Consider the following 23,662-nt stretch of genomic DNA (forward strand, 5'->3'; position numbering starts at 1 on the left):
GTCCGTGACGCGAGGGGCGTATTCGGGCTAAGAGCCGGGGTCACCCTCCCCGGCCCGCGATGTCACGCCCTCCCGATCCGCCGACCGCCCTGTGCGATCCCGATCGCCTCGCCGCGCTCGACTCCTACGCGATCCTCGACACCCTGCCCGAGCGGGGGTTCGACGACGTCGTGCGCCTGGCGGGCCGGCTCTGCGACGCGCCGATCGCGCTGGTGAGCCTCGTCGCCGGCACCCGGCAATGGTTCAAGGCCCGGACGGGCTTTCCGCTGCCGCAGACCGATCTCGGCCGCTCGGTCTGCGCCCACGCCCTGGCGCAGCCGGATTCGCTCCTCGTCATCCCGGACCTGACCCGGGATCCCCGCACCCGCGACAACCCGCTCGTCACCGCCGAGCCCGGCATCCGGTTCTATGCCGGGGCGCCCCTGCGCACGCCCGAGGGCCACGTGCTCGGCACGCTCTGCGTGATCGACTACGTCCCGCGGCCGGAGGGCCTCACGCCGAGCGAGGCCGACGACCTGCGGGCGCTGGCGCGCCAGGTGATGGGCCAGCTGGCGCTCCGCCGGGCGAATGCCGAGCAGGAGGCGGCCCTGCGCGTGGCGCGGGCCACCGAGGAGCGCTACCGCCGGGCGGCGCAGGCGACGAGCGACGCGATCTGGGACTGGGATTTCGCCACCGACCACGTGCTCTGGAACGAGGCGCTGGAGGCGGCCTACGGCCACCCGCTCGCCGATGTCGTGCCGACCGGCGCGTGGTGGATCGACCACATCCATCCCGACGACCGCGCCCGGATCGATGCCTCGATCCACGCCGTCATCGACGGGACCGGGACGGCGTGGCGCGACGAGTACCGCTTCCGGCGCGCCGACGGCACGTTCGCCCACGTCTTCGACCGCGGCTCGGTGATCCGCGACGAGGCCGGCCGGGCGGTGCGGATGATCGGCGCCATGCTCGACCTCACCGAGCGCCGGCGCGCCGAGGCCGAGCGGCGCGACTCCGAGCGCCGGCTCGACCTGGAGCGCGGCCTGCTCGAAGCGGTCTTTCGGCAGGCGCCGGTCGGCATCTCGGTGGCCGGCCTCGGCCCGGGGGCGCCGAACCTGATCAACGCCCAGGCCGAGGCGATCCTCGGCCACGCCCTCGGCGAGGCCGGGCTCTCCCGCTACGAATCCTTCTGCGCCGTGCACGCCGACGGGCAGCCTTACGCCCCCGACGAGTACCCCTCCCTGCGCGCCCTGCGGGATGGCGCGATGGTGACCGCCGAGGCGATGCGCTACCGCCACGCCGCGACCGGGGCGCTTCGCCTGCTCGAAGTCTCGAGCAGCCCGGTGCGGGACGAGGACGGGACGATCCGCGCGGCGGTGACGGTCTTCCTCGACGTGACCGAGCAGCGCGAATCCGAGGCGGCGCTCCGCCGCCTCGCCCTCGTCGCCGAGCAGTCGAGCGACTTCATCGCCATCGCGGATGCCGACGGGGTCATCGATTACGTCAATCCGGCCGGCCGGACCCTGGTGGGGCTGGGCGACGACGCGGCGCCGGGGGCGCGCCTGACCGATTTCTTCCCGCCCGACGACCTGCCCTTCGCGCAAGGAACGATCCTGCCCGCCATCCGGGCCGGCGGGAGCTGGAGCGGCGAGTTCCGCCTGCGCAACCTCGCCACCGGGGCCGTCACGCCGGTGCGCTACAGCCTGTTTCCGCTGCGCGGACCCGGCGGCGCCTTCGAGGGCTTCGCGGCGGTGAGCCACGACATCTCGGCCCGCAAGGCGGCGGAGGCGCAGCAGGAGATCCTCAACCGCGAGCTGAGCCACCGGCTCAAGAACACCCTGGCGATGGTGCAGGCCATCGCGGTGCAGACCCTGCGCAATGCCACCGACCCGGCGGCCGCCCGCGAGGCGCTGGTGGCCCGGCTGGTGGCTTTGGGCAAGGCGCACGACATCCTGCTCACCGGCGAGGGCGAGAGCGCCGACTTGCGGGCGGTGCTCGCGGGCGCGCTCGCCATCCACGACGACGGCCGGCCCGGCCGCTTCCGGCTGACTGGGCCCCCGGTGCCGTGCGGAGCGCCGGCGGCCCTCTCCCTCGCCCTGATGACGCACGAGCTCGCCACCAACGCGGTCAAGTACGGGGCCCTGCGCGTGCCGGAGGGCTACGTCACCCTCGACTGGACGGTCGGCGGCGCGGGCGCGCCGGTCCTGGCCCTGCGCTGGCAGGAGCATGGCGGTCCGCCGGTGACGCCGCCGACCGCCAGGGGGTTCGGGTCGCGCCTGATCGAACGGGGGCTGGCCGGCACCGTCGACGGCGAGGTCGCCACGCATTACCCGCCCGAGGGGGTGGTGTGCACGCTGACGGCGCCGCTGGCGGAGCTGCGGCGGGGGGAGTGAGGGACGCGGGTGCGGTTGCCCCACCGGGATTCACACCCTCCGGGTCATTCCGGGGCCGCGCAGCGGAACCCGGGATCCATAACCGCCGACGGTCGAGGACGAAGCGGGACGCATATCTCTCGGTTCTTCGGCGTCAGCGGTTATGGATCCCGGGTTCTCGACTGCGTCGAGCCCCGGGATGACGTGGAGAGTGGTCGGTGTACGTCCTGGAGTCACTCACGTGACACGAGATCGTGTGGTCTCTCAGAACCGCACCACCTCGCTCCCGTTCACCGCCCGCACCACCCCGCTCGGCCGCCCCGCCGTCCCGCTGAGCCTGAGGTGGCGCTCTCCCCCCGGCGCCAGATGGAACCAGTTGTCGGACGGGCGCCCTTCGCCGTCGAGCGCCACGTGCACGCCGAGCGCGTGCCGCTCCGCCGCCACCCGCAGCACGGCGCCGTCCCGGTCCTCGGTGAGGGCGGCGGAGAGGCCGATCTCCCGCGGCGTCGCGTCCCGGCCGGCCGGGAAATGGAATGCCTCGGCCAGGAGCGTCCCGTCGGCGCGCACGAGCCGCAGATGCGCGAGGTCGTGTGCCGCCGGGCCGAAGCGGTAGGATGCGGTCGCGTCGAAGAAGCGGCCGAGCAGGGCGGCCGAGGACAGGGTGATCGTCCCGCGGGGTGCGAGCGACAGGGCCCGCTCCGCCCGGGCGGCGACCTTGCCGGCGGCGGTGGCGAAGGTGAGCGCCAGGGTGACGTCGAGGGCCTCGGCGGTCTCGTTCACCACGTGGGCGTGGAGGCCGTTCAGCCCCTCGTCCGAGAGCAGGGCCTGGACCGGCCGGAAGGCGCGCTTGAGGGCGTACCAGGCCGATTTCGGCCGCCCGGCCACGTCGATCACGCCCCAGCCCGCCCCCGGCGCGAGGTCGCGCCAGAGCCAGACCAGGCCGCCGGCGGTGAGCGAGCCGGCGCGGCGCCATTCGGCGAAGGTCGTCTCCATCACCTCCGCGACCGCGGCCCGTCCCAGGGTCAGGTAGCGCTCCGGATCGTCGCGGCGCACGGTTTCCGGATCGACGCGGTAGAGGGCGCCGACGTAATGGTCGCGCACGCCCTCGAAATCCCAGTCGGCGCCGCGGTCGCGCGGCACGCCGCGGGCCCAGGCGGGATCGCGCGGATCGCTCAGGCCCGCCTCGTGCAGGGAGACGGGTTCGGGCACGTTGGCGAAGGCCAGGCACTCGGAGGCGAAGCGCACCTCGGCCCGGCGCGCATCCTCGAACGGCCGGCCATAGGCGCCGACGCCGTAATAATGGGTCACGCCGGCATTCGTGGAGAACGGCAGGTCGCCGCCCGAGGGCGAGTTCGGTACCACGATGAGGTCGGGCCGGCGCGCGGCCGCGGCCTCGCGCAGCATCGCCTCCACCGCCGTGGCCCGCCAGGCCGATTCGGGAAAGCCGAGCATGGCCGCCTGCTGCTCGACCTCGCTGCCGCCGCCGACGACGCAGAGCGAGGGCGAGGCTTGCAACCGGTCGAGGAGCTGCGCGATCTCGGATTCAAGCGCCGTGCGGAAGGCGGGATCGTCGGTCGGGTAGTCAAAATTCGCCAGCATCAGGTCCTGCCAGACCAGGATGCCGAGCTCGTCGCAGAGGTCGTGGAAGGCTTGCGCCTCGTACAGCATCGTGCCGCCGACCCGCAGCATGGTCATGCCGGCCTCGGCGGCGAGCGCGAGCAGCGGGGCGTACGACGCGCGGTCGCCCGGGAGACCGACGAGGTCGGCCGAGGTCCAGCAGGCGCCGCGGCAGAAGACCGGCACGCCGTTGACCGCGAGGCTCAGGCCCTCCGCGAAGGGGCGCAGCTGCGTGATGGTGCGGAACCCGACCCGGCCGAAATCGAAGGTCTCGCCCCCGGCCTCGACCGAGACGGCGTGCAGCCGCGGCTCGCCGTGGCTGTGCGGCCACCACAGGGCGACGTCCGGCAGGGCGAGCCGGCCCGCGTACCGGCCGGGCGCGGTCTCGGCCAGCAAGGTCTCGCGGCCGTCGCAGCGGAGCGTCACGGGGCCGCCGGCCCCGGGCAGGCTCACGGCGAGGTCGAGGATCCCGGTCCCGTCCTCGACGCGCGCCCGCAGGTCGATCCCGGTCGGCCGACCCCCCTCCCCTCTCCGGGTGATCGGCCGGTACGGGCCGACGGCGTCGACGCTCGGGCACCAGCCGGGCATGAAGCCGAGCAGCGTGGTGCGGGCGTGGCGCAGCGATCCGGGCGTGGCGAGCTGGGGACGCCAGCGGCCGCGCTTGTGCGGCCGGGCGAGGTCCTGCGCCAGCGAGCGGAACGCCAGCGCGAGCGTGTGGTGGCCGTCGAGACCGACCGCGACCTCGTGGGCGAGGAACATCGAGCGCGAGGTGAGGAGGAGATGACCGTCGAGCCAGACCTCGCAGAGCGTCGCCAGCCCCTCGAAGCGCAGGATCTCGCGGCCCGCTCCCGAGAGCGGCGTGCGGTACCAGATGTCGGAGCCGTGCAGCGGCGTCGGCTCGCGGTCCGACCATTGGCCGGCGGCGCGCAGCGCCCCGGCGGCGGTGCCGGGCACCGGGGCGGGGAGGAAGCCCGAGAGGCCGTCGAGGTCGCCGGGACCGGCGCAGGCACCGGGGGCGATCACGATCATCTCCCACGGACCGTCGAGGGTCCGGTCGACGGTCCGCAGAAGGGCCATGCTGGTGTCGGTGCCTGTGTGATGGGAATGGGTCAAAAATATCCCACCCACGACCTCGGGATGAGGTCGTGGGTGGGATCGGAAAGTCGACGACGTCGCTTGAGCATTTTTCGACCAAATGGCCGCCGGGTTCGCTTGATCTATTCCGAACAAGTAGAGCGCGGGATCCCCTCTCCCGTGTGGGAGAGGGGTAGGGGTGAGGGTGGAGACGGTGCCGCAGGAAGACTGAACTGTTCCGCGGCTCAGCTCCACGGTTCAGGGTCATTGCGGAAGCCGAGCCACCCTCACCCCTAACCCCTCTCCCACACGGGAGAGGGGGACGCGCTTCATTCTGAAGTCGAACAGATCATGCGGACAATCTGTCAACCCGCCGCGAGCGCCCGGTCGAGCGCCGCGAACACCGCCGCATAGGTCGCCTCGGCCGCCGCCAGACGCTCCGGCAGCCCCGCGAGCTTGCCGCGGGCGAAGGCGCGGGCGAGCTGGAACTGGAACGCCTTGGCCTCCTGCCCCAATCGCGTCGCCGCCTCCGCCGCCTCCCCGAATGGCCCCGCCCCCTGCGCCGTCAGCCAGGCGAGGTGGCTGCCCAGCAGCTCGAAATTGGCCCCGAGCTGGCGGGTGGTGTTGAAGGCGTAGGAGTGGAAGGCCGAGAGCGGGCGCTGCACGAAGGCGTCGGGCTTGCCCGCCAGGGTCTCGCGGAAGGCGGTGACCGGGTTGCGCTCGGGAGCGTGGGCGCGGTGGCGCCGCAGCAGCGCCAGGGCGGCGTCCGCCAGCGCGGATCCGGTCAGGGCCGGGCCGCACGGCTTCACGAACTCGGCGTAGGGCAGGAGGCGGCCCTTCGCGAAGATCCCGTCGTAATCGGCGCCGTGGAGCTGGAAGCGCCCGGCATTGTGGAGGTAGTCGAGGAACCGCGTCTCCGGGTCGAGGGAGAGGATCGCGATCGTGGTCTTCGAGGCCTCGCGGCCGTAGGTGGTGCCGGCGGTGTCCGGCAGGTAGAAGGCGTCGACCTCGACGAGCACCGGCAGGCCCCGCGCCGCCTGGACCAGGCTGTGGCCCTCCAGGGTCTCGTAGAGCGCCAGCTCCAGGATCTCCAGACCGTAGAGCGCCTCAAGGTCGGCGGCCTTCGGCTTGAAGAAGGTGAACTGGTCGCCCTCGAAAGCCTGCCGCAGGGTGAAGCCCAGCATCGCCTCGGGCGCGAGCCCCCGCAGGTGCAGGAGCTCGATCCAGAGGTCGACGTAGCAGTTCGTCTCCGGCCAGGTCCGGTCGGCGGCGTGGAGCGCGTGCGGGAGATGGGGGGCCGCGGACGGAGACGTCCGCGGCTTCTCAAGAGACAGGGCGAGGGCGGCCGACATCGCCGCCTCAGCCGAAGAGCTGGTCGCGGACGCTCGCCGGCCAGGCGTCGAGGTCGAGGCCGTGATGGCGCAGGAGCGCGAGGGTGATCCGCTCCAGCCCGAAGCCGACGCAGGCGGTGTGGGCGACGGAGCCGTCGGCCTGGTCGATGCCCCAGGTCGAGCCGAAATGGTCCTGGTGGTAGTTGAAGCTGAGGCAGGCGGTCGGCTTCTCGACGCTGTTGACCGGCACGTTCAGCTCGAACTTCAGCGCCTGGGCGCGCTGGTTGTTGGCCAGCATCTTGCCGGCGCGGCCGAAGAACGGGTCGTTGGCCGGGTCGATGGCGAGTGGCAGGCCGAGGTCGCTCATCATCTTGGTGCCGCGCGCGAGCCACAGCTCGCGGAAGGCCAGCACCTGCTCAGGGGTCCCCATGCGGACATATTCGCGCATGCGGAACAGCTGCATGCGGGTCGGCTCCAGCGAGGGCTCGTGCCGGAAGCAGTAGGATTGCAGGTCGAACAGGAGGCCGTCCGCCGGCAGCCGGCCGCGGGCTGCGGCGACGGGGTAGAGTGGGTAGCAGGCGGCCGGGGTCAGGACGATGTCGGTCGCAGCCTGCTTGGCGGTCCAGTCCTCGTCGGCATCGAGGCAGGCGAGCAGCCGGGCGTGGTCGGCCTCGTTGCCGCAGAAGCTGTGCACCGTGCCGGCGAGGTGCGGGAAGCCCTTGAGGTAGCCGCTGCGCTCGAAGCTGGAGCGGGCCATGCCGGGCGGGAAGCGCAGGGCCTCGGCGCCGTCGGCGCCGCCGATGCGCGAGACGAGGCGGTCGAGGGCCTCGACCACGCTCTCGAAGGCGCCGGAGCGGCCGTAGAGGCCGTCGACCCCGGTACGGATCAGGAGGCCGCGGTCGAACAGCCGGTCGAGGAACGAGCGCGGCGCGGGCGCGTCGGTCTCGTCGTCGAGGGCCGGGAGGAGGTCGGAGGAGAGGCTCTGGTCCATCACGCGCTCAGGAGCTTGCCGCTGCCCTTCTGCACCAGCAGGAGGTTGGCGGTGTTGGAGAGGATGCGGTCGTTGCTGATCATCAGCGGCGCCGAGAGGACGTCGCGCAGCTGCCGGCCGAGGCTGAACGGGGTGCCGTTCTTGTAGCCGAGGATGCCGACCACCGAGAGGGCACGCTGCACGATGTCGACGGCTTGGGCCGAGACCGTGGTCTTGACGTTGTTGAGCATGATCGAGAAGCCGATGGCGCTCAGAGCGTCGGGGTCGCCCTTGGCGGCCTCGTAGCGCTCGAGCCCGGCGACCACCGTGCTCTTCATCGCCTGGAGTGCGTTGGCGGCCTCGGCGAGGCGCAGCGCCCCGGGTGGCACCTGGCCCGGCTTCTTGCGCGCCTCGCCCTGCACGAAGGCGCGGGCACGGTCGACGGCGTAGCTCGAAATCCCGAACCACACGCTGCCCCAGAGCAGGTGCGAGGCGGCGAGCATCGATTGCGCGGCGATCTCCGCGAAGGGCTTCTGCAGGACCTGCACGAGGGGCAGGCCCTCGGCCTTGAGCAGGAAGCCGTCGCTGCAGGTGCCGCGCATGCCGAGCGTGTCCCACACGCTGGTGCGCTCCAGGGTGATCTGGTCGGCGAGGAGCGCCACCAGCACCTGGTCGGAGGTCGCGGCCTCGGGGTGGCGGCGGGCGGTGGCGAGGATCAGGTCGGCCTGCGCGCCGTAGGAGATGACGCTCGCCTCCTTGGTGAGGCGGAAGGTGTCGCCGTCAGCCTCGACGGCGCAGAGGCTGTTGCGCAGGTCGCCGCCGATGCCGGCCTCGGTGGTCGAGGAGGCGATGAGCAGCTGCTCGTCGGCGATCCGCTCCATCAGCCCGCAATGCCAGGCGCTGTCGACGCCGTGGGTGACGAGGCTCGCGAGCTTGATGTGGTGCATCGCGAACACCATCGCGGAGGCCGAGCAGGCGCGCCCGAGGATGGCGCAGAGCTCGGCGATCTCGCTCATCGAGGCCCCCTCCCCGCGCAGGGAGCGCGGGATCTGGATGCCGAACAGGCGCTCGGCCTTGAGGGCCGCGACCGCCTCGGCCGGAAACCGGCCCTCGCGGTCGACCGCGTCGGCATGGCGGGCCGCGATCTCGGCCACCCGCTTGGCCCGCGCGTCGAGGGCGCCGGCCGGAGGTGCCGCGACGGGCAGAGCCGCCGCGACCTCGACGTGCATGTTCATGCGGCCTCCTGCTGGCGAAGGCCCGCGACGGTGTCGCGGATGATGCGGATGGTCGAGAACGAGCGCCGGCCCAGGGCCGAATCGGGGAACTCGATGTCGAACCGCTCCTCGAGGGCCAGCATCAGCTGCACCGAGCCGAACGAATCCAGCCCCTTCTCGAACAGGTCGTCGTCGTCCGAGAGCGTATCGACCACGTTCTTGAGTGCTTCGAGCGACTTCAGCACGTCCCGGATGTCAGAGATCTCGACCATGAGGCACCACCTTCCTGTCTGAGGCACGAGTCGCATCTGGCAGATGAGGATGCAATCTCGGGCGCAAGGCTTGGTAAATTTTCTGATGTTTATTTTAGTGAAAGATCTGATCCATTGCGGCGGCGGGGAGTGGAGCCGAGTGGATGCAGGACACTAAACTCTGAACAGCTTAACGGCCGGCAAACCGCCGGAGCGATGGCGCGACAGGATTTCGTCAAGCTTACGGATTTCGTCGGGAGAGGGCGTGAGGCCTGCCGCGCCGCGCAAGGTCTCGCGTCGTGTCGCCGTCCGGTGGCGGGATGAAGCGGGGTGCTTTCGGTGGCTGTCGATTGGCGCCGATCCGGACCCTAGACCCGGCGGGACCCGCGATGAAGCGGCCGGCGCCGCCCCACTTCGGTGTAGTCCGCCTGCCCGTCCGGAGGGGCCGCTGCCGCTCCGGGTGGAGGGGCGCCAGCCGAAAGCCCCCTCCCCCGCCGGTGGCGCGGCCCATCGGCGGGAGGACCCGGGCACGTCGCAGGCGCGTTTGGCTTGCGCGGGGCTTGCGCCGCATCCGGTCGGGCGATTGCGAATCGGGTGGGAAACGGGCCAATTGCAGTTTCAGCGCCGAACCGGCGAGTTTTCTGCAAACAGGGCCAGCGAGGATGAATCAGCATAGGCCGCCGCAACCCCCTGCCCCGGTCGCGCCCGCCGCGATGATCGGCGCCCATGCGGCGACGCTCCGCGAGCAGCTGCAGGCGATCTCCTCCGGGTTGTTTCCACCCACCGCCGCCAAGGGCCTGCGCCGCTTCACCTCGACCGAGGCCGCCCGGATCATCGGCGTGACGGTGTCGCGGCTGCAGCAGCTCGCCGCCGACGGGCTCGGGCCGCAGCCGGAGGTCTCGGCCAACGGGCGCCGCTCCTACACGCTGGCCGACATCCACGGCCTGCGCGCCTATCTCGACGAGAACACGAGGGGTGGCCGGCGCTACCAGCCGCGGCGCTCGGCCGCCGAGCACCTGCAGGTCGTGGCGGTGGCGAACTTCAAGGGCGGATCGGGCAAGACCACCACCACCGCCCACCTCGCCCAGGCCCTGGTGCTGCGCGGCTACCGGGTCCTCGCCATCGACCTCGATCCCCAGGCCAGCCTCTCGGCCCTGATGGGCGTGCAGCCCGAGCTCGATGTCGGGGCCGACGAGACCCTGTACGGCGCGATCCGCTACGACGACGCCAAGCCGCTGCGCGACGTGGTGCGCCCGACCTACTTCACCGGCCTCGACCTCGTGCCGGCCAATCTCGAGCTGATGGAGTTCGAGCACGAGACGCCCCGCGCGCTGAGCCGCCGCCGGGCCGGCGAGCCCCTGTTCTTCGACCGGGTCGCCCACGCGATCGACAGCGTGGCCGAGTCGTACGACGTCGTCGTCATCGATTGCCCGCCGCAGCTCGGCTACCTGACGCTCTCGGCGCTCTGCGCCGCGACCTCGCTGCTGATCACCGTGCATCCGCAGATGCTCGACGTCGCCTCGATGAGCCAGTTCCTGGCGATGACCGAGGACCTGCTCGGCGTCGTGGCGGAATCCGGGGGTAAGCTGCAATACGACTGGCTGCGCTACCTGGTGACCCGCTACGAGCAGCAGGACGCGCCGCAGACCCGCATCGTCGGCATGCTGCGCACCCTGTTCGAGGACGCGGTGCTGACCGCCCCGATGCTGAAGTCGTCCGCCGTCTCGGATGCCGGCCTGTCGAAGCAGACCCTCTACGAGATCGGCCGCGAGAGCGTGACCCGCTCGACCTACGACCGCGCGCTTGAATCGCTCGAGGCGGTCAACGGCGAGATCGAGGGCCTGATCCGCCGCGCCTGGGGCCGGCCATGAGCCGCAAGTCGAACCTCGACGCGTTGTTCGGCGCCCGGCCGAAGCCGACACCCGCCCCCGAGGCCCCGCCGGCGCCGGAGGCCGAGGCGTTTGCAGCTGCAAACCCCGCGCCGCCCGAGCCCGGGTTTGCAGCTGCAAACGCGGGCACTCAGGAGCCCCGCCCTCCGGAGCGCAGCCGCAGCGGGCCGGTGCGGGCGATGAGCAGCACCCTGCGCGGGCTCGCCGCCCGGGCCGACGCCGCGGCGGAGATCGAGGCCGGCACCGTCATCGTCGAGATCGAGCCCGAGCGGATCGACGATTCCTTCATCGCCGACCGGGTGGCCGACGCCAACGATCCGGGCCTCGCGGCTCTCGTCGAGAGCATCCGCGAGAGCGGCCAGCAGGTCCCGATCCTGGTCCGGCCGCATCCCGAGAACCCGGAACGCTACCAAGTCGCCTATGGCCGCCGCCGCATCCAGGCGGCGCGGCGCCTCGCGCGGCCGGTGCGGGCCGTGGTGCGCCCGCTCAGCGATGCCGAGCTGGTCGTGGCGCAGGGCAAGGAGAACCTGGAGCGGCAGGACCTGAGCTACATCGAGCGCGCCTTCTTCGCGCTCCGGCTCGAGGAGCACGGCTTCTCCCGGGCCACGATCACCGCCGCGATGGGCGTCGGCAAGGGCGACCTCTCGACCCTGATCTCGGTAGCGCGCACGGTGCCGGCAGAGATCGTGCGGGCGATCGGCCCGGCGCCCGCCGCCGGGCGGCCGCGCTGGATGCTGCTCGCCGAGCGGATCAAGGCGGCCAAGCCCAGCCGGATCGACGGCCTCCTCGCCGAGCCCGGCTTCCGGGACAAGCCGACCAACGAGCGCTTCGCCGCCGTGCTGACCGCGCTGGCGCCCCCCGCCGCGAAGCGGCCGGCGCCGCAGGTCTGGAGCGACGAGGCCGGCCGCGGCATCGCCCGGATCGAGCGCAGTGCCGACCGGGTCGCCCTGTCATTCGACGAGAGCCTGGAGCCCGGCCTCGCCGATTACGTCCTCGACCGGCTGCCGGAAATCCTGGCCGCCTACCGGGCCGGCCGCGCGCGATCGTGACGGCGCACCCGGCCGGGAACCGAAGCACCCGGCCGGGCCTGTCTCCGGACGATTGTCCGCAGAAAGGTTCGCCATGCGCCCCGTCCTCCTGCTTCTCGCGCTGCTGAGCCCCGCCGCGGCGACCGCCCAGACCGCACCCGATCCGGCCCCGGCCGAGGGGCGCCGGACCTGCGAGGCCAAGGCCGACAGCAGCGGAATCACCGGCGACAATCGCGCGACGTATTTGCGCGAATGCGAGGCCGGCGAGCGCCTGAAACAGGGGGCTCAGCCACGCTGAGGCGAACGGCGGCGGATCCGGCGCGTTGGTGCCGCACAGGCACTCGCCGCGGAGCATCCGATGACCGATTGGCGGCCCATCGATCGCGCGCCCCAGGACGGGCGCTGGATCATCGCCATCCACCGGGACGAGCCGGACCGGCGCGCCGTGATCCGCTGGGATCCCGGGCGGCTCGGGGACGGCCGGCCCTGGCACGTCGCCACCACCGATTACGGCTACGCGCCGGACGCGTTCACCCACTGGACGCCGTTCCCGGACCCGCCGGAACCGGGGCAGGGGACCTGACCGGTGCCATGCCCCCCGACGCGACCGCCTTCACCCTCGGGGAGATCGTCGCGCGCCTCGGCGCCGCCACCCTGTGCGGTTTGGTCCTCGGGTTCGAGCGGGAGTGGCGGGCGAAGGATGCGGGCCTGCGCACCCATGCCCTCGTCGCCTTGAGCGCGGCGGTCGTCACCACCTCGGCGCTCAGCCTCGACGCGATGGTGCGGCGGGAGGGGGGCGACGCCGATCCGCTGCGGGTGATCCAGGGATTGGCGCAGGCCATCGGCTTCATCGCGGCCGGAACGATCTTCGTCGCCCATCGCAGCGTGAAGAACCTGACCACGGCCGCGAGCGTCTGGTTCTCGGCCTCCGCCGGGATCGTGGCCGGGGCGGAGCAGTTCACGCTGCTTGCGGTCGCGATGGGGTTCGGCCTGACGATCCTGATCGTCTTGCGGCTGCTCGACCGCTTCGGCCTGCCGGGCCGCGAGGAGGAGTGACCGGCGAGATACCCCAGAGGTCTCGGCCTCAAGGGTCTCGTCCTTTTGGACGGATTGCACTGTCCGAGCCGACATGGGACAAAATACGAGCACCGCCGCGATGGCGTCGCGGCGGTGCTCGCCCTCGACGAGGGCCTTCCTCCCCAGACTTCGGGCCGCTCTCGAGGGCGGCCTTTTTCGTGTCTGTGATCACACTGGTATCCGGCGATGCGCGCCGGCACAAGCACAATTGTGCGTCATTCGCGGGCATCTGGCATTTTCGTGCGCAAGCGGCGGCCGGCCCGGGGGAGGGGAGGGCGGTTCGGTTGTGTTGGACGGGGCACGGATCTTCTTTTCTCCCGGCGAAGATATGACCTGTTGGATGAAAGAAGAGACGCGTTCCCCTCTCCCGTGTGGGAGAGGGGTTAGGGGTGAGGGTGGCTCGGTTTCCGCAATGACCCTGAACCGTTGAGCCGAGCAGTTCTACACTGGGTGTTTGATTCTGAGCCCGAGCCACCCTGCGCGATCTGCGATCGCCCCGACCCCTCTCCCGGACGGGAGAGGGGATCCCGCGCTTCAATTCGTCCCGACATCTTTCCCGAACGGTTCGTTTGACTTCGGGAGGAGGAGCGCGCACCGCCGAAAATTGCAGGACCGACCGATAGGGCAGGGGAGGGGGACCCGCTCCCTCAGATCGGATGCGCCCCGTGCCCCGTCGGCACGCGCCGGTCGGTCTTCGGGCCGCCGGCCTCGGGCCGGATCCGCACCGGCACCGACTTCGCCGCCGGGGTCCCCGACTGGATGTCGTGATGCGAGAGCGCCATAAGGGGGTTCATCTCTGGGTAGTAGGCGCCCAGGCAGCCATCCGGCAGCGAGAACGGCGTCACCGTGAGGCCCGTGACCTCGCGGGTGATCCCGTCGCCGGCGTCGCTGACCAGCGAGACGACCTGGCCCTCGCTCAGGCCTGCCCGGCGGATCTCGCCCGGGTTCATCAGCAGCACGTCGCGGGTGCCCTCGATCCCGCGCAGGCGGTCGCTGTAGCCGTAGATCGTGGTGTTGAACTGGTCGTTCGACCGCATGGTGATCAGCCGGTAGCGGCCGGGCGCGTCCTCGAAGCCCGTGGCGGACATCACCTCGGGCGCGGTGAACTCCGCCTTGCCGCTCTCGGTCTTCCAGATCCGCTCGCGCGCCGAGTTGCCGCGATAGAAGCCGCCGGGGATCCAGAGCCGGTCGTTGAAGTCGTGGAACTCCTCCCGGTAGGTCTTGGCGATCTCGTCGCGGATCAGGCCGTAATCGCCGACCCAGGCGTCCCAGGGAACCTTCGGATTCGGCGCGAGCGTCGCCTTGGCGAGCCCGGCCACGATCGCGACCTCGGACTTCAGGAAGTCGCTCGCCGGGGTGCGGCGGCCTTGCGAGCCGTAGATGCAGCTGAACGTGTCCTCGATGCTCACCGCCTGCGGGCCGCTCGCCTGCCGGTCCTCCTCGGTGCGGCCGAGGCAGGGCAGGAGGTAGGCGATCTCGCCGTTGACGAGGTGGGAGCGGTTGAGCTTCGTCGCGACCTGCACGGTGAGGCGCATCCGCGTCCAGGCCTTCTCCATCCGGTCCTGGTCGGGGATCGCCCGCACGAAGTTGCCCCCTAACCCGATGAAGCTCTTGATCTCGCCCGAGACGATGCCCTCGCAGGCCTCGATCGTGTTGACGCCCTTCTCCCGCGGCGGCGTGAAGCCGAACTGCTCGGCCAGGCGGTCGAGGGGCACCAGCTCCGGCTTCTCCGAGATGCCGACGGTGCGCTGGCCCTGCACGTTGGAGTGTCCCCGCACCGGCGACACCCCGGTGCCCTCGCGCCCGATATTGCCCCTGAGCAGCAGGAGGTTGACGACCATCGCGACGTTCTCGAAGCCGTGCACGTGCTGCGTCAGGCCCATGCCGTAGAAGGTGCAGACCCGCTCGGCCTCGACGTAGACCTGTCCCGCCGCCTCGATGTCGGCGCGGGCGATCCCGGATTCGCGTTCGATCTCCTCCCACGGGGTCGCCCGGACCTTCGCCTCGAAGGCCTCGAGCCCGGTCGTGTGCTGGGCGATGAAGTCGACGTCGAGGACGCGGGTGCCCTTCGCCTTGGCGGCGTCGTCGGCGGCAAAGACGTGCTTGCACAGGCCGAGCATCACCGCGATGTCGCCGCCGGGCCGGACCTGATGGTACTGCGCGCTGATCGGCGTCGCCTTGCGGGTCAGCATCTCGACCGGGCTCTGCGGGTTGGTGAAGCTCTCCAGGCCCCGCTCGCGCACGGGATTGAAGGTGATGATCTTCACCCCCCGCTTCGCGGCCTCCTGCAGCGGGTGCAGGAACCGCGGCGAGTTGGTGCCGGTGTTCTGGCCGAAGAAGAACATCGCGTCGCATTTCGACAGGTCGTCGAACACGACCGTGCCGACGCTGGCGCCGATCACCTTCTTCAGCGCCACCGAGGTCGTCTCGTGGCACATGTTGGAGGAATCGGGCAGGTTGTTGTTGCCGTAGAGCCGGGCGAACAGGGCGTAGAGGTACGAGGTCTCGAGGCTGGCGCGGCCCGACGAGTAGAACACCGCCGATTTCGGATCGAGCCGGCGCAGCTCCGCGCCGATCTCGCGGAACGCCTCGTCCCAGCCGCAGGCGACGTAGCGGTCGCTGGCGCGGTCGTAGCGCAGGGGGTGGGTCAGGCGGCCGGTCTGCTCCAGGTCGTAGTCGCTCCAGCCGCGCAGCTCGGTGAGCGTGTGCTTGGCGAAGAAGTCCGGGGTGCAGCGCCGCGTGGTTAGCTCCCACAGGGTCGCCTTGGCGCCGTTCTCGCAGAACTCGAAGGGGTGGTAGTTCGCCGGCTTCGCCCAGGAGCAGGAGACGCACATGAAGCCTTTCGGCTTGTTCTGGCGAAACAGGGTCTCGGTGGCGAGCGGCGTCGCCCATTCCTTGCCGAACACCTCGGCGATGCCGCGCACCGAGCCCCAGCCGCCGGCCGGGCTGTCGTAATGGACCGTGTTCTCCTCGACCGACATGCCGGCTCTCCCCTGCGGCGGGCGAAGGCCGCCGTGGACAGGGAACCCGCAGGGATTGGGTAAGTTCGAAAGCGGCGGTCTCAGCCGCCCTGCGCGCTGCGCCGCAGCCGGACCAGGGCCCGGTCGAGGGCGCCGAGGAAGGCGGAGCGGTCCTTGGCCGAGAACGGTTTCGGGCCGCCGGTCACCGCGCCCGCCTCGCGCAGGGACTGCATCAGGTCGCGGGTGGCGAGCGCCATGCCGACGGAGGAGTCGGTGAAGGCCTTGCCGGTGGGGGCGAGCACGCTCGCACCCGCCTTCACGCAGCGGCTCGCCAGGGGCACGTCGGCGGTGACGACCACCGCCTGCGGCCCGGCCCGTTCGGCGATCCAGTCGTCGGCGGCATCGAACTTGTCGGAGACGATCACCCGCTCGATCCACGGCTCGCGCGGAACATTGATGAAGCTGTTGGCCACCACCACGACGTGCGCACCGTGCCGCCCGGCGACGCGGTAGACCTCGTCCTTCACCGGGCAGGCATCGGCATCGACGTAGACGGTGATCATCGGGTCAGGTGCCGGGATTGAGGAAGAGGCTGTCGAATTCCGGCGGGGCGTAATCCCGCCCGGTGATGTCGGTGATGACGACGTGGTTGTGGCCCTCGGCCTCAAGTTCCTGCGCCTTCTCCAGGGCGCCCTCGGGCGAGGTGCGCTGGTGCGAGAGCGGGCCGGTGGCGGTGTGGGCGGTCACGACGAGCTGCATTGTCATTCTTGTGCGGGCGGGTGCGGCGCTTATCGCACGCTTTCGCGCGGCGCGGCGAGCACCCGGCAGGGGAGGGGAGGGCGGCAGCCCGGCGCCGGAAGGAGGTCCGATGCCGACAGGCCGCTCTCGCCGCCCCGACCTTGACGCCGGAGTGGCCCGGCCAGGGTCGCGGATGAGGGTTAACGGTGTGTTGATGGGGCGCGCCCGCCCTGGACCCTCCCCCCTCTGCGGGGGAGGGTGGCCTGCGAAGCAGGCCGGGAGAGGGGAGCGCGACGCTGGTTCAGATGGCCCCCTTCACACCGGTTCAATCATATCCGGAAGCGGCGTCCCCTCTCCCGCCCCGCATCCACGGGGCACCCTCCCCCGCAAAGGGGGGAGGGTTCTTCAGGCGCACCGCCCTTCGCCCGAAACCTCTCACGCCGCCTTGGCGGCCACCGCCGGCCCGGCTCCCGCGAGCGCCGCCTCGTAGACCTCCACGTAGCGCGCCGCGACGCTCGACCAGCGGTAATCCGACAGGTCCTCCGCGTCGCGCCGGAAGGCGCCATGCTCCAGGCGACCATAAGCCTCGCGGATCGCCGCGGCGGCGCCCGCGGCATCGGCGAAATCCGTGAGCGTAATCGAGGGGTGGCGCTGTTTCAGCCAGGTGAAGGCGTCGTTGGGATGGGCCACCGGGACGAGGCCGGCGCTCAGGGCCTCGATCAGCGCGATCCCGAATCCCTCGTATTGCGAGGCCGAGACGAACAGGCTCGACTGCCCGATCAGGTCGCGGACCGCCGGGGCGTCGAGGCCGGTATGCAGGCTCACCGAACCGGTGAGCCCCAGGCGGTCGATCTCGGCGGTGAGGTCCTGCGCGGTGACGTCGGACGGCACGCCGACGATCCGCAGGCGCCAGCCGGCCCCGTCGGCGTCGAGCGCCCGCATGGTCGCGAGCAGCCGGTCGAGGCGCTTGTTGTGGGCGAAGCGCCCGATCGTCAGGAGCGCGCGGCGGGGCTCGGGGGCGGCGGCGCCGGCGAATTTCTCCAGGTCGACGCCGTTCTGGATCACCGGGACGCCGCCGGGCGTGATGCCCTGAAAGAGCCGGGCGTCGCTGTCGCTGCACGCCACGATCGCCTCGTAGCCGCGCACGCTCATCCGGGTCGGGCCGTCGAACCACAGCTTCTTCAGCCGCGAATGCGCGCTGGTGTGGAAGAAGCCGCCATGGGTCGTCGCCACCATCGGGCGGCGGTGCAGGGGCTTCGCGAGCGCGAAGGCGTCGAAGAAGAAGTCGATGGCGTGGACGTGGACGAGGTCGGCGTCGCCGAGGTGCCGGAAGGCCGAGGGCGCGACGGGGTAGCGATGCGAGCCGAAGAACGGGATCCGCTCGATGTCGATCCCCTTCAGCCGCTCCCGTGCCGGCAGCCGCGCCTCGGGCGCCGAGAACAGCCGGTCGAGGGTGAGCACCCGGACGCGGTGGCCGAGGCGGGCCTGCTCGCGGGCGAGGTTGGCGACGAAATCCTCGAGCCCGCCGCGGTTGGGCAGGAACTGGCGGACCACGTGCAGGATCGAGAGGGAGGAACGCGTCGGGGTGCTCACGATGTCGCTCACGGCTCGCAGGAGGGCTTGGTCCGGCCGGCGGCCTGGATCGCGGCGACGACCGGGGCGGTGGCGCCAGCGGGATCGAGCCGCAGCGGATAATCCGGCGCCCACAGGTCGCCGGCGGCCCACACGGTCCAGCCGACCCATTGTTGCGGGTTCGCGTTGAGGTAGCGCAGGATCGCCCCCAGGCGGTCGGCGCAGCCGCGGTTGCCGGAGGCGCCGATCTCGCCGAGGAAGGCGCGGCGCCCGTTCTGGGCGAGCCAGCCGGTCAGGCGCTCCACCGCCTGCAGGGCGTCGGCGCCGCGGCTGCATTCGGCATGGGTGCCGGAATAGTCGGCGTCGAGGTACTGGTGCACCTCGTAGGCGAAATTGTTGCCCGGATCGACCGTGCCGAGCATGATCGCGGCGTTGTTGCCGGTCGGCAGGTCGGCGGTCCAGCTATGCGCCCCGGTCCAGCCGGAGCCCGGCACCAGCACCAGCTGCTTGGCCCCCGTCTCCCGGATCGCCGCGATGGCGGCGTTGGCGGCGGTGAGCCAGCGGTCGGCCGGGATGTCGTGCGGCTCGTTCATCAGCCCGAACACCACCGAGGCGTCGCCCCGGAAGTGCCGCGCCAGGCGCCGCCAGACGTCGGCGAAGGCCTCCGGCGTCACCATCTCGGTGCCGATCCGCGCCTTGCCGTAATAGGCGTAGTTGTGCAGGTCGATCACCGTGCGCATCCCGGCTTGCGTCGCGGCCGAGACCGCGGCTTCGAGGCGGGCGAGCTCCTCCGGATCGAGGGGCTGGCGCAGGCCCGGCTGCAGCCGCTCCCAGCGGATCGGCAGCCGCATCGTCGTCATCCCCAGACCCGCGAAGCGGCCGATCGTCGGCGCCGAGGGGTAGAGGTAGTCGAAGCCGTAGCGGCCCGGCACGGTGCCGAACTCGGCCCCGCTGATGTTGACGCCGCGCAGGCAGGCGGGCGCGGCCGCGGCAGGGGAGGGGGGAAGCGCCAGGATCAGGCAGGCGAGGGCGAGGAGGCGGCGCATCTCATTCCGCCGCGTGCGCGGGAGCCGGGGAGAGGGGTTGCGCCGGGGCCCAGCCCCGGCGGGTGAAGAAGGCGGTCGCGCGGCTGTCGATGTCCCAGTTCGCCCGCACCCAGCGGGCGAGCACCAGGTTGATGACGATCGTCCAGCCGACATTCGCCACCGCGACGCCCATGATGCCGAACGGCACTGCGACGAGGCAGAGCAGGACCGCGTAGACGGAATACAGGATCGCGTTGCTGATCAGGATGTAGCGCTCGCCGCCGCCGATCGTCAGCAGCGTCGGGCCGGGGCCGAAGAAGGCGCCCACCACCGCCGACAGGCTGAGCACCATCAGCACGTCGGTGTGCGCGGCGAAATCCGGCTTGAACAGGCCGAGCGCGAAGGGCGCGCCGACCGCCATCACCACGGCTCCGGCCGACGAGATCCCGAAGCTCGCCAGCGACAGCCGGCCGATCAGGCGCTGCGCCCCCTCCCGGTCGCGGGCCTGGAAGTGGCTCGCGATCATCGGCATGCTGACCGTGTCGATCGCCGCGCTCGGCAGGTTGATCAGCGTCGCGTAGCGCAGGGCGACGAAGTAGAACGCCGCCTGCTCCATGCCGAGGGCGGCGCCGACGATCACGGTCTCGAGGAAGGCGGCCGCGGCCACGATCACGTTGTTGGCGGTGAACAAAAGGCTCTCGCCGCGCCAGGCCGGCGCCTTGTGCGGGTGGCGGAAGCCCCCGCGCCAGGAATCCCAGCCGTGCAGCCCCGCGAGGTGGCGGATCTGGTAGAGCGTCATCGCCAGCAGCAGCCCGAGCACGATCTCCATCGCGACCGTCGCGCCGGTGAGGAGGCCGGCCGACGCCGCGCCCCAGAGCAGCACCGAGCAGGCGCCGCGCCACACCACCTCCCGGGGCAGGAGCGCGAGCCAGATCCGGCCGTGGACGCGAAAGTAGTTCTGCAGGTACTCGGACAGGGCGAACACGCCCGCGAAGGCGCAGGCGAGGTGGAGCCGGTGATAGGGGTCGGGCAAGGCCTCCTCGGCGACGAAGACCACCGCGCTCGAGGCCAGCATCAGCAGAATCGCGGCGGTGACCCAGCCGAGGTTGTAGCGCACCAGGGCGTCGTTGTGCGGCACCACCCCGTCGCGGGCCCGGTAATGCTTCAGCACCAGGTTCTGCTGGCCGAGGGCCGCGATCAGCCCGAGGCCGCTGCCGAAGGTGAACAGGAACACGTAGACGCCGTACTCGTAGGTGGTGAGCAGGCGGCTCGCGACGAGCAGCATCACGAAGCCGAGGACGGCGCTCGCGATGCGGGCGACGAAGGCGGAGGCGAATTGCTGCGTGCGGCCCGACCGGCGCAGCCGCGCGACGAGTGTCAGCATCGTGTCCGTGGCCTCTCGCTGGGCGCGGAGCCTTTTGCCCGCCCGCCGCTCCGGCTTCCGGGTTAGCAGTCATCCCCTATCGGGACTTTAACGCGATCCCTCGCACCCGCTGCGAATGCCGAGACATCGTCGCCGCGCCGGCCCGGGACGAGAAGCTTATCCATTCGCAACGACTCAGATACGAGGTTGTCGGCATTCGTCCAATCTGTCGTTAACCCTGCGCTGAATTAAGACTGCATCTCCGGTGGGGCGGGCTGCATTCACTTTGCGCGGGGTGCGACCGGCCGGTAATTCTTCATCGATCCCGGCGATGGTCTTGCCTCGACACGGATCTCCTCAACCCCGATTGGATGCGTCCCATGCCTGACCGCGCCCTCGACATGGCGCCCGGAGCCGCGAGCGTCGACCGTCTCGACCTCGAGGGCGTCACCGTCAGCGACCTCACCCGCGACGAGCTGCTCGCCCGCCTGCGCGACGTCCTCGACCGGCGCGCCCAGCTGTGCCTCGGCTTCTGCAACGCCAACATGCTGCTCAAGGCCCTGTGCACGCCGGCCTACGCGGCGTCCCTGCGCAGCTTCCTGCTCGTCAGCGACGGGCTCGGCATCGACCTGTGCTCGGCCCTGTTCCGCGGCCGCTTCTTCCGCCAGAACCTCAACGGCACCGACCTGGTCCCGGCCTTCCTGGCCGCCGAGACGACGCCGCGCACGCTATTCCTGCTCGGGGCCAAGCCCGGCATCGCCGAGGCGGCGGCGCGCAACCTGGCGCTGCTCTATCCCCAGCACCGGGTCGTCGGCGTGCAGGACGGCTACTTCGCGGCCGAGGAGCTGGGGGCGGTGATCGCCGGGATCAATGCCGCCTCGCCCGACATCCTGCTCGTCGCCCTCGGCAATCCGGGCCAGGAGACCTTCATCGCCGAGCACGCGCATCGGATCGACGCGCGGCTGCTGATGGGTGTCGGGGCGCTGCTCGACTACACGGCCGGCGCGTCGGTCCGGGCCCCTGCGGCGTTCCGCCTCGTGCGGCTCGAGTGGTTGTTCCGCCTCCTGCGCGAGCCGCGCCGCCTCGGGCGCCGCTACACCGTCGACATCGTGGTCTTCGTGGCGATGATCCTGCGCCTGCGGCTGGCGAGCCTCGTGCGCGACCGCCCGGTCCGCGTCGCCCGCTCGTGAGCCCGGCCTGCGGCCGCGAGAGCGGCGGCGGCGCGATGGGGGCTGGCCTCTCGTAGACAATTCGGCAAACTTGAAGACCTAGAATAATCGACGAGGGCAACGGCATCGGGCGCTGCTCGGCGGACAGGGCGAAGGACGAGTTCAGATGCTGACCGACCGCGCAGGCAGAGGACCGAACTCGGGGCCGATCTCTGGGGCGATCCTTGGACCGGCCGCGGAGAGCTTGGCGGCGGAGCCGGTTCCGGTCGTGCTCGGCGACGCGTTCGGCTGGTTCAGCCCGGGCGCACGCCGGCGCGGCGTGCTCCTGTGCGGCACCCTCGGCTTCGAGCAATGGTGCGCCTACCGCTCCTGGCGCGAGCTCGCCGCGATGATCGCCGGCACCGGCTGCCCGACCCTGCGCTTCGATTATCCGGGCCAGGGCGATTCCCGCGATCCGGCGGGCCCCGAGATCCCGGCGGCCCTCGACGCGATCCGGGCCGGCATCGCCTACCTGCGCGAGCGGGCGGGGGCGGAGGAGGTCGTGGTGGTGGGCCTGCGCCTTGGCGCGACCCTCGCCGCGCTCTCGGGCGGGGACATCGACCGGCTGGTGATGCTGGCGCCGTTCGCCACCGGCAAGGCCTATCGCCGCGAGATGGCGATGCAGTCGCGGCTCATCGACGTGATGCCCGACCGCACGCCGATGCCGCAGGAGCCCGACTCGCTGATGGTCGGCAGCTTCCTCCTCGGGCCGCGGACCCTCGCCGACCTCGCCCGGCTCGACCTCGCGGCCGCCGAGCGTTCCCCGGCGCCACAGATCCTGATGCTCGGGCCGAAGATCGAGACCCTGGCCGAGCGCTACCGGGCGCTCGGGAGCGTGGTCGAGACCGGGCCGCTCCCCGACCTGACCCAGCTCGTCTCCGACCCGCTCTTCCCGCGCCTTCCGGCCGAGACCTTCGCGCGGGTGCGCGACTTCGCGGTGGCGCAGGCGCCCGCACCGGCGGCCTCCCCACCCGTCCCCGTGTCCGCCCCCTCGCCGTGCCGGCTCGCCGACGTGGCGTGGCAGGAGGAGGTGTCGCGCTTCGGCCCCGGCCTCGTCGGCATCCTGTGCCGGCCGCTTGGGGCCTGGGGCGGCGGCACGGTGCTGGTGGTCAATTCCGGGCGCAACCCGCGCGCCGGCCACGGCCGTCAGACGACGCAGCTCGCCCGCAGGCTGGCCGCGTCCGGCATCGCCTCGTTCCGCTTCGACCTGCGCGGCGTCGGCGACAGCGCCGAACGCCCGGACGGATCCCCGCCGCTCTACACGGTGGACGCGGTCGAGGACGTCCAGGCCGCGCTCAACCATCTCGAGGCCCGGCAGCACACGCCCTGCGTGGTCCTCGGCGTCTGCAGCGGCGCCTTCCTCGCCTTCCAGACCATCTGCCGGGACGAGCGGCTGTCCGCGGCGGTCCTTGTCAACCTGTACTGCTTCGACGTCGAGCCCGGCACCGACGTCGAGACGATGATCCGCGATTCCTTCCGCGGCGAGGTGAGCTACGCGGAGCGGGCGCGGCAGGGCGCCCTCTGGCGCCGGATCGTCAGCGGCGAATTGCCCATCGGCCGGATCCTGCGGGCGGTGGGGCGCGACGCCCGGGCCCGGCTCGCGGCCTGGACGGCGCGCATCCCGGGCCTTGCGCCCGGCGGCGTGACGGTGGCCCGGCGGGTGGCGCGGCTGCGCCGCCGCGGTGCACGGATCCACGCGGTCTACGGCCGGGGCGACCGGGGCATCGCCGCGCTCGCCGCCAATCTCGGCCAGTCGCCCGAGGGCCTCGCGCGCCAACTCGGCTATCCGGTCACCGTCCTCGACGACGTCGACCACAACCTGAGCCGGCCCGCCGACCAGGAGCGGCTGTTCGCGATCGTGCGGGACGCCGTCGCGGATGCGCGCCGCGCCCGCGGCACGGAGCCCGAAGCCGCCCCGGCGGCCCGCGCGCGCGACGTCCCGGACCCGTCCGGCGCCCGACCGGCCTCCGTCGCGGCGGTGCGGGCGTGAGCGG

19 protein-coding genes are annotated in these 23,662 nt (G+C 71.7%); 8 read left to right on the forward strand and 11 right to left on the reverse strand.

Translation table 11 applies throughout. From position 1 onward, the window contains the following. Positions 1–59 precede the first annotated feature (59 nt). The gene (locus BM430_RS13195) at positions 60–2,372 is read left to right on the forward strand and encodes a PAS domain S-box protein (RefSeq protein WP_093567724.1); all 2,313 of its coding nucleotides are present in this window, start codon (positions 60–62) and stop codon (positions 2,370–2,372) included. Positions 2,373–2,615: 243 nt separating this feature from the next. Here the strand turns inward: BM430_RS13195 and BM430_RS13200 are convergent, their stop codons facing one another. From BM430_RS13200 to BM430_RS13220, 5 genes are all read right to left on the reverse strand, one after another. Beyond that, the gene (locus BM430_RS13200; RefSeq protein ID WP_093567725.1) at positions 2,616–5,045 is read right to left on the reverse strand and encodes a glycosyl hydrolase 2 galactose-binding domain-containing protein; all 2,430 of its coding nucleotides are present in this window, start codon (positions 5,043–5,045) and stop codon (positions 2,616–2,618) included. A gap of 362 nt (positions 5,046–5,407) precedes the next feature. Then, the gene (locus BM430_RS13205) at positions 5,408–6,394 is read right to left on the reverse strand and encodes a DUF1839 family protein (RefSeq protein ID WP_093567726.1); all 987 of its coding nucleotides are present in this window, start codon (positions 6,392–6,394) and stop codon (positions 5,408–5,410) included. Positions 6,395–6,401: 7 nt separating this feature from the next. Next, on the reverse strand, positions 6,402–7,364 hold the full coding sequence (locus BM430_RS13210; protein WP_093567727.1) for an amino acid--[acyl-carrier-protein] ligase: 963 nt from the start codon (positions 7,362–7,364) through the stop codon (positions 6,402–6,404). Further along, entirely contained in the window at positions 7,364–8,572 is a 1,209-nt protein-coding gene (locus BM430_RS13215; RefSeq protein WP_093567829.1) for an acyl-CoA dehydrogenase family protein, read from the reverse strand. The genes BM430_RS13210 and BM430_RS13215 overlap by 1 nt, the downstream gene beginning before the upstream one ends. A gap of 2 nt (positions 8,573–8,574) precedes the next feature. Beyond that, positions 8,575–8,829, reverse strand: a complete 255-nt coding sequence (locus BM430_RS13220; RefSeq protein WP_093567728.1) for an acyl carrier protein — start codon at positions 8,827–8,829, stop codon at positions 8,575–8,577. Between the two features lie 641 nt (positions 8,830–9,470). Here BM430_RS13220 and repA point away from each other — a divergent pair. From repA to BM430_RS13245, 5 genes are all read left to right on the forward strand, one after another. After that, positions 9,471–10,679: a plasmid partitioning protein RepA gene (gene repA / locus BM430_RS13225; protein WP_093567729.1), complete on the forward strand. Its 1,209-nt coding sequence runs from the start codon at positions 9,471–9,473 to the stop codon at positions 10,677–10,679. Next, on the forward strand, positions 10,676–11,746 hold the full coding sequence (gene repB / locus BM430_RS13230) for a plasmid partitioning protein RepB (RefSeq protein WP_093567730.1): 1,071 nt from the start codon (positions 10,676–10,678) through the stop codon (positions 11,744–11,746). The genes repA and repB overlap by 4 nt, the downstream gene beginning before the upstream one ends. Before the next feature lie 73 nt (positions 11,747–11,819). Then, positions 11,820–12,023, forward strand: a complete 204-nt coding sequence (locus tag BM430_RS13235; RefSeq protein ID WP_093567731.1) for a hypothetical protein — start codon at positions 11,820–11,822, stop codon at positions 12,021–12,023. 60 nt (positions 12,024–12,083) lie between these two features. Next, on the forward strand, positions 12,084–12,308 hold the full coding sequence (locus tag BM430_RS13240; protein ID WP_093567732.1) for a hypothetical protein: 225 nt from the start codon (positions 12,084–12,086) through the stop codon (positions 12,306–12,308). Positions 12,309–12,316: 8 nt separating this feature from the next. Next, the gene (locus tag BM430_RS13245; protein ID WP_093567733.1) at positions 12,317–12,781 is read left to right on the forward strand and encodes an MgtC/SapB family protein; all 465 of its coding nucleotides are present in this window, start codon (positions 12,317–12,319) and stop codon (positions 12,779–12,781) included. A gap of 668 nt (positions 12,782–13,449) precedes the next feature. Here the strand turns inward: BM430_RS13245 and BM430_RS13250 are convergent. From BM430_RS13250 to BM430_RS13275, 6 genes are all read right to left on the reverse strand, one after another. Further along, on the reverse strand, positions 13,450–15,783 hold the full coding sequence (locus BM430_RS13250) for an FdhF/YdeP family oxidoreductase (protein ID WP_093567734.1): 2,334 nt from the start codon (positions 15,781–15,783) through the stop codon (positions 13,450–13,452). A gap of 80 nt (positions 15,784–15,863) precedes the next feature. Beyond that, positions 15,864–16,325 (reverse strand): YaiI/YqxD family protein, encoded by a 462-nt coding sequence (locus BM430_RS13255; RefSeq protein WP_093567735.1) that lies wholly within the window; start codon positions 16,323–16,325, stop codon positions 15,864–15,866. 4 nt (positions 16,326–16,329) lie between these two features. After that, a complete protein-coding gene (locus BM430_RS13260) occupies positions 16,330–16,521 on the reverse strand; it encodes a hypothetical protein (RefSeq protein ID WP_093567736.1) in 192 nt (63 codons plus the stop codon). A gap of 414 nt (positions 16,522–16,935) precedes the next feature. After that, positions 16,936–18,093 (reverse strand): glycosyltransferase family 4 protein, encoded by a 1,158-nt coding sequence (locus BM430_RS13265; RefSeq protein ID WP_244539478.1) that lies wholly within the window; start codon positions 18,091–18,093, stop codon positions 16,936–16,938. Between the two features lie 8 nt (positions 18,094–18,101). Further along, complete coding sequence (locus tag BM430_RS35255; protein ID WP_093567737.1) at positions 18,102–19,118, reverse strand: glycoside hydrolase family 5 protein; 1,017 nt, start codon at positions 19,116–19,118, stop codon at positions 18,102–18,104. A gap of 1 nt (position 19,119) precedes the next feature. Continuing rightward, positions 19,120–20,481, reverse strand: coding sequence for a lipopolysaccharide biosynthesis protein (locus BM430_RS13275; protein ID WP_093567738.1), 1,362 nt, complete (start codon positions 20,479–20,481; stop codon positions 19,120–19,122). Between the two features lie 359 nt (positions 20,482–20,840). Between BM430_RS13275 and BM430_RS13280 the strand changes: the two genes are divergently transcribed. Together BM430_RS13280 and BM430_RS13285 are read left to right on the forward strand one after the other, a co-directional pair. Further along, a complete protein-coding gene (locus BM430_RS13280) occupies positions 20,841–21,650 on the forward strand; it encodes a WecB/TagA/CpsF family glycosyltransferase (protein WP_093567739.1) in 810 nt (269 codons plus the stop codon). A gap of 247 nt (positions 21,651–21,897) precedes the next feature. Continuing rightward, positions 21,898–23,658 (forward strand): alpha/beta fold hydrolase, encoded by a 1,761-nt coding sequence (locus BM430_RS13285; RefSeq protein WP_177303035.1) that lies wholly within the window; start codon positions 21,898–21,900, stop codon positions 23,656–23,658. Positions 23,659–23,662: the final 4 nt, after the last annotated feature.

This window comes from Methylobacterium sp. 174MFSha1.1 (assembly GCF_900116815.1).
Classification (GTDB): Bacteria; Pseudomonadota; Alphaproteobacteria; order Rhizobiales; family Beijerinckiaceae; genus Methylobacterium.

Bases quoted from the DNA above. Each gene is read 5' to 3' on its own strand.
- BM430_RS13240 (WP_093567732.1), top strand. From the start codon at position 12,084: ATGACCGATTGGCGGCCCATCGATCGCGCGCCCCAGGACGGGCGCTGG.
- BM430_RS13215 (WP_093567829.1), bottom strand. From the start codon at position 8,572: ATGCACGTCGAGGTCGCGGCGGCTCTGCCCGTCGCGGCACCTCCGGCC.
- BM430_RS13235 (WP_093567731.1), top strand. From the start codon at position 11,820: ATGCGCCCCGTCCTCCTGCTTCTCGCGCTGCTGAGCCCCGCCGCGGCG.
- BM430_RS13205 (WP_093567726.1), bottom strand. From the start codon at position 6,394: ATGTCGGCCGCCCTCGCCCTGTCTCTTGAGAAGCCGCGGACGTCTCCG.
- BM430_RS13250 (WP_093567734.1), bottom strand. From the start codon at position 15,783: ATGTCGGTCGAGGAGAACACGGTCCATTACGACAGCCCGGCCGGCGGC.
- BM430_RS13220 (WP_093567728.1), bottom strand. From the start codon at position 8,829: ATGGTCGAGATCTCTGACATCCGGGACGTGCTGAAGTCGCTCGAAGCA.
- BM430_RS13260 (WP_093567736.1), bottom strand. From the start codon at position 16,521: ATGCAGCTCGTCGTGACCGCCCACACCGCCACCGGCCCGCTCTCGCAC.
- BM430_RS13245 (WP_093567733.1), top strand. From the start codon at position 12,317: ATGCCCCCCGACGCGACCGCCTTCACCCTCGGGGAGATCGTCGCGCGC.
- BM430_RS13255 (WP_093567735.1), bottom strand. From the start codon at position 16,325: ATGATCACCGTCTACGTCGATGCCGATGCCTGCCCGGTGAAGGACGAG.
- BM430_RS35255 (WP_093567737.1), bottom strand. From the start codon at position 19,118: ATGCGCCGCCTCCTCGCCCTCGCCTGCCTGATCCTGGCGCTTCCCCCC.
- BM430_RS13210 (WP_093567727.1), bottom strand. From the start codon at position 7,364: ATGGACCAGAGCCTCTCCTCCGACCTCCTCCCGGCCCTCGACGACGAG.
- BM430_RS13280 (WP_093567739.1), top strand. From the start codon at position 20,841: ATGCCTGACCGCGCCCTCGACATGGCGCCCGGAGCCGCGAGCGTCGAC.
- BM430_RS13275 (WP_093567738.1), bottom strand. From the start codon at position 20,481: ATGCTGACACTCGTCGCGCGGCTGCGCCGGTCGGGCCGCACGCAGCAA.
- BM430_RS13200 (WP_093567725.1), bottom strand. From the start codon at position 5,045: ATGGCCCTTCTGCGGACCGTCGACCGGACCCTCGACGGTCCGTGGGAG.
- repB (WP_093567730.1), top strand. From the start codon at position 10,676: ATGAGCCGCAAGTCGAACCTCGACGCGTTGTTCGGCGCCCGGCCGAAG.
- BM430_RS13195 (WP_093567724.1), top strand. From the start codon at position 60: ATGTCACGCCCTCCCGATCCGCCGACCGCCCTGTGCGATCCCGATCGC.
- repA (WP_093567729.1), top strand. From the start codon at position 9,471: ATGAATCAGCATAGGCCGCCGCAACCCCCTGCCCCGGTCGCGCCCGCC.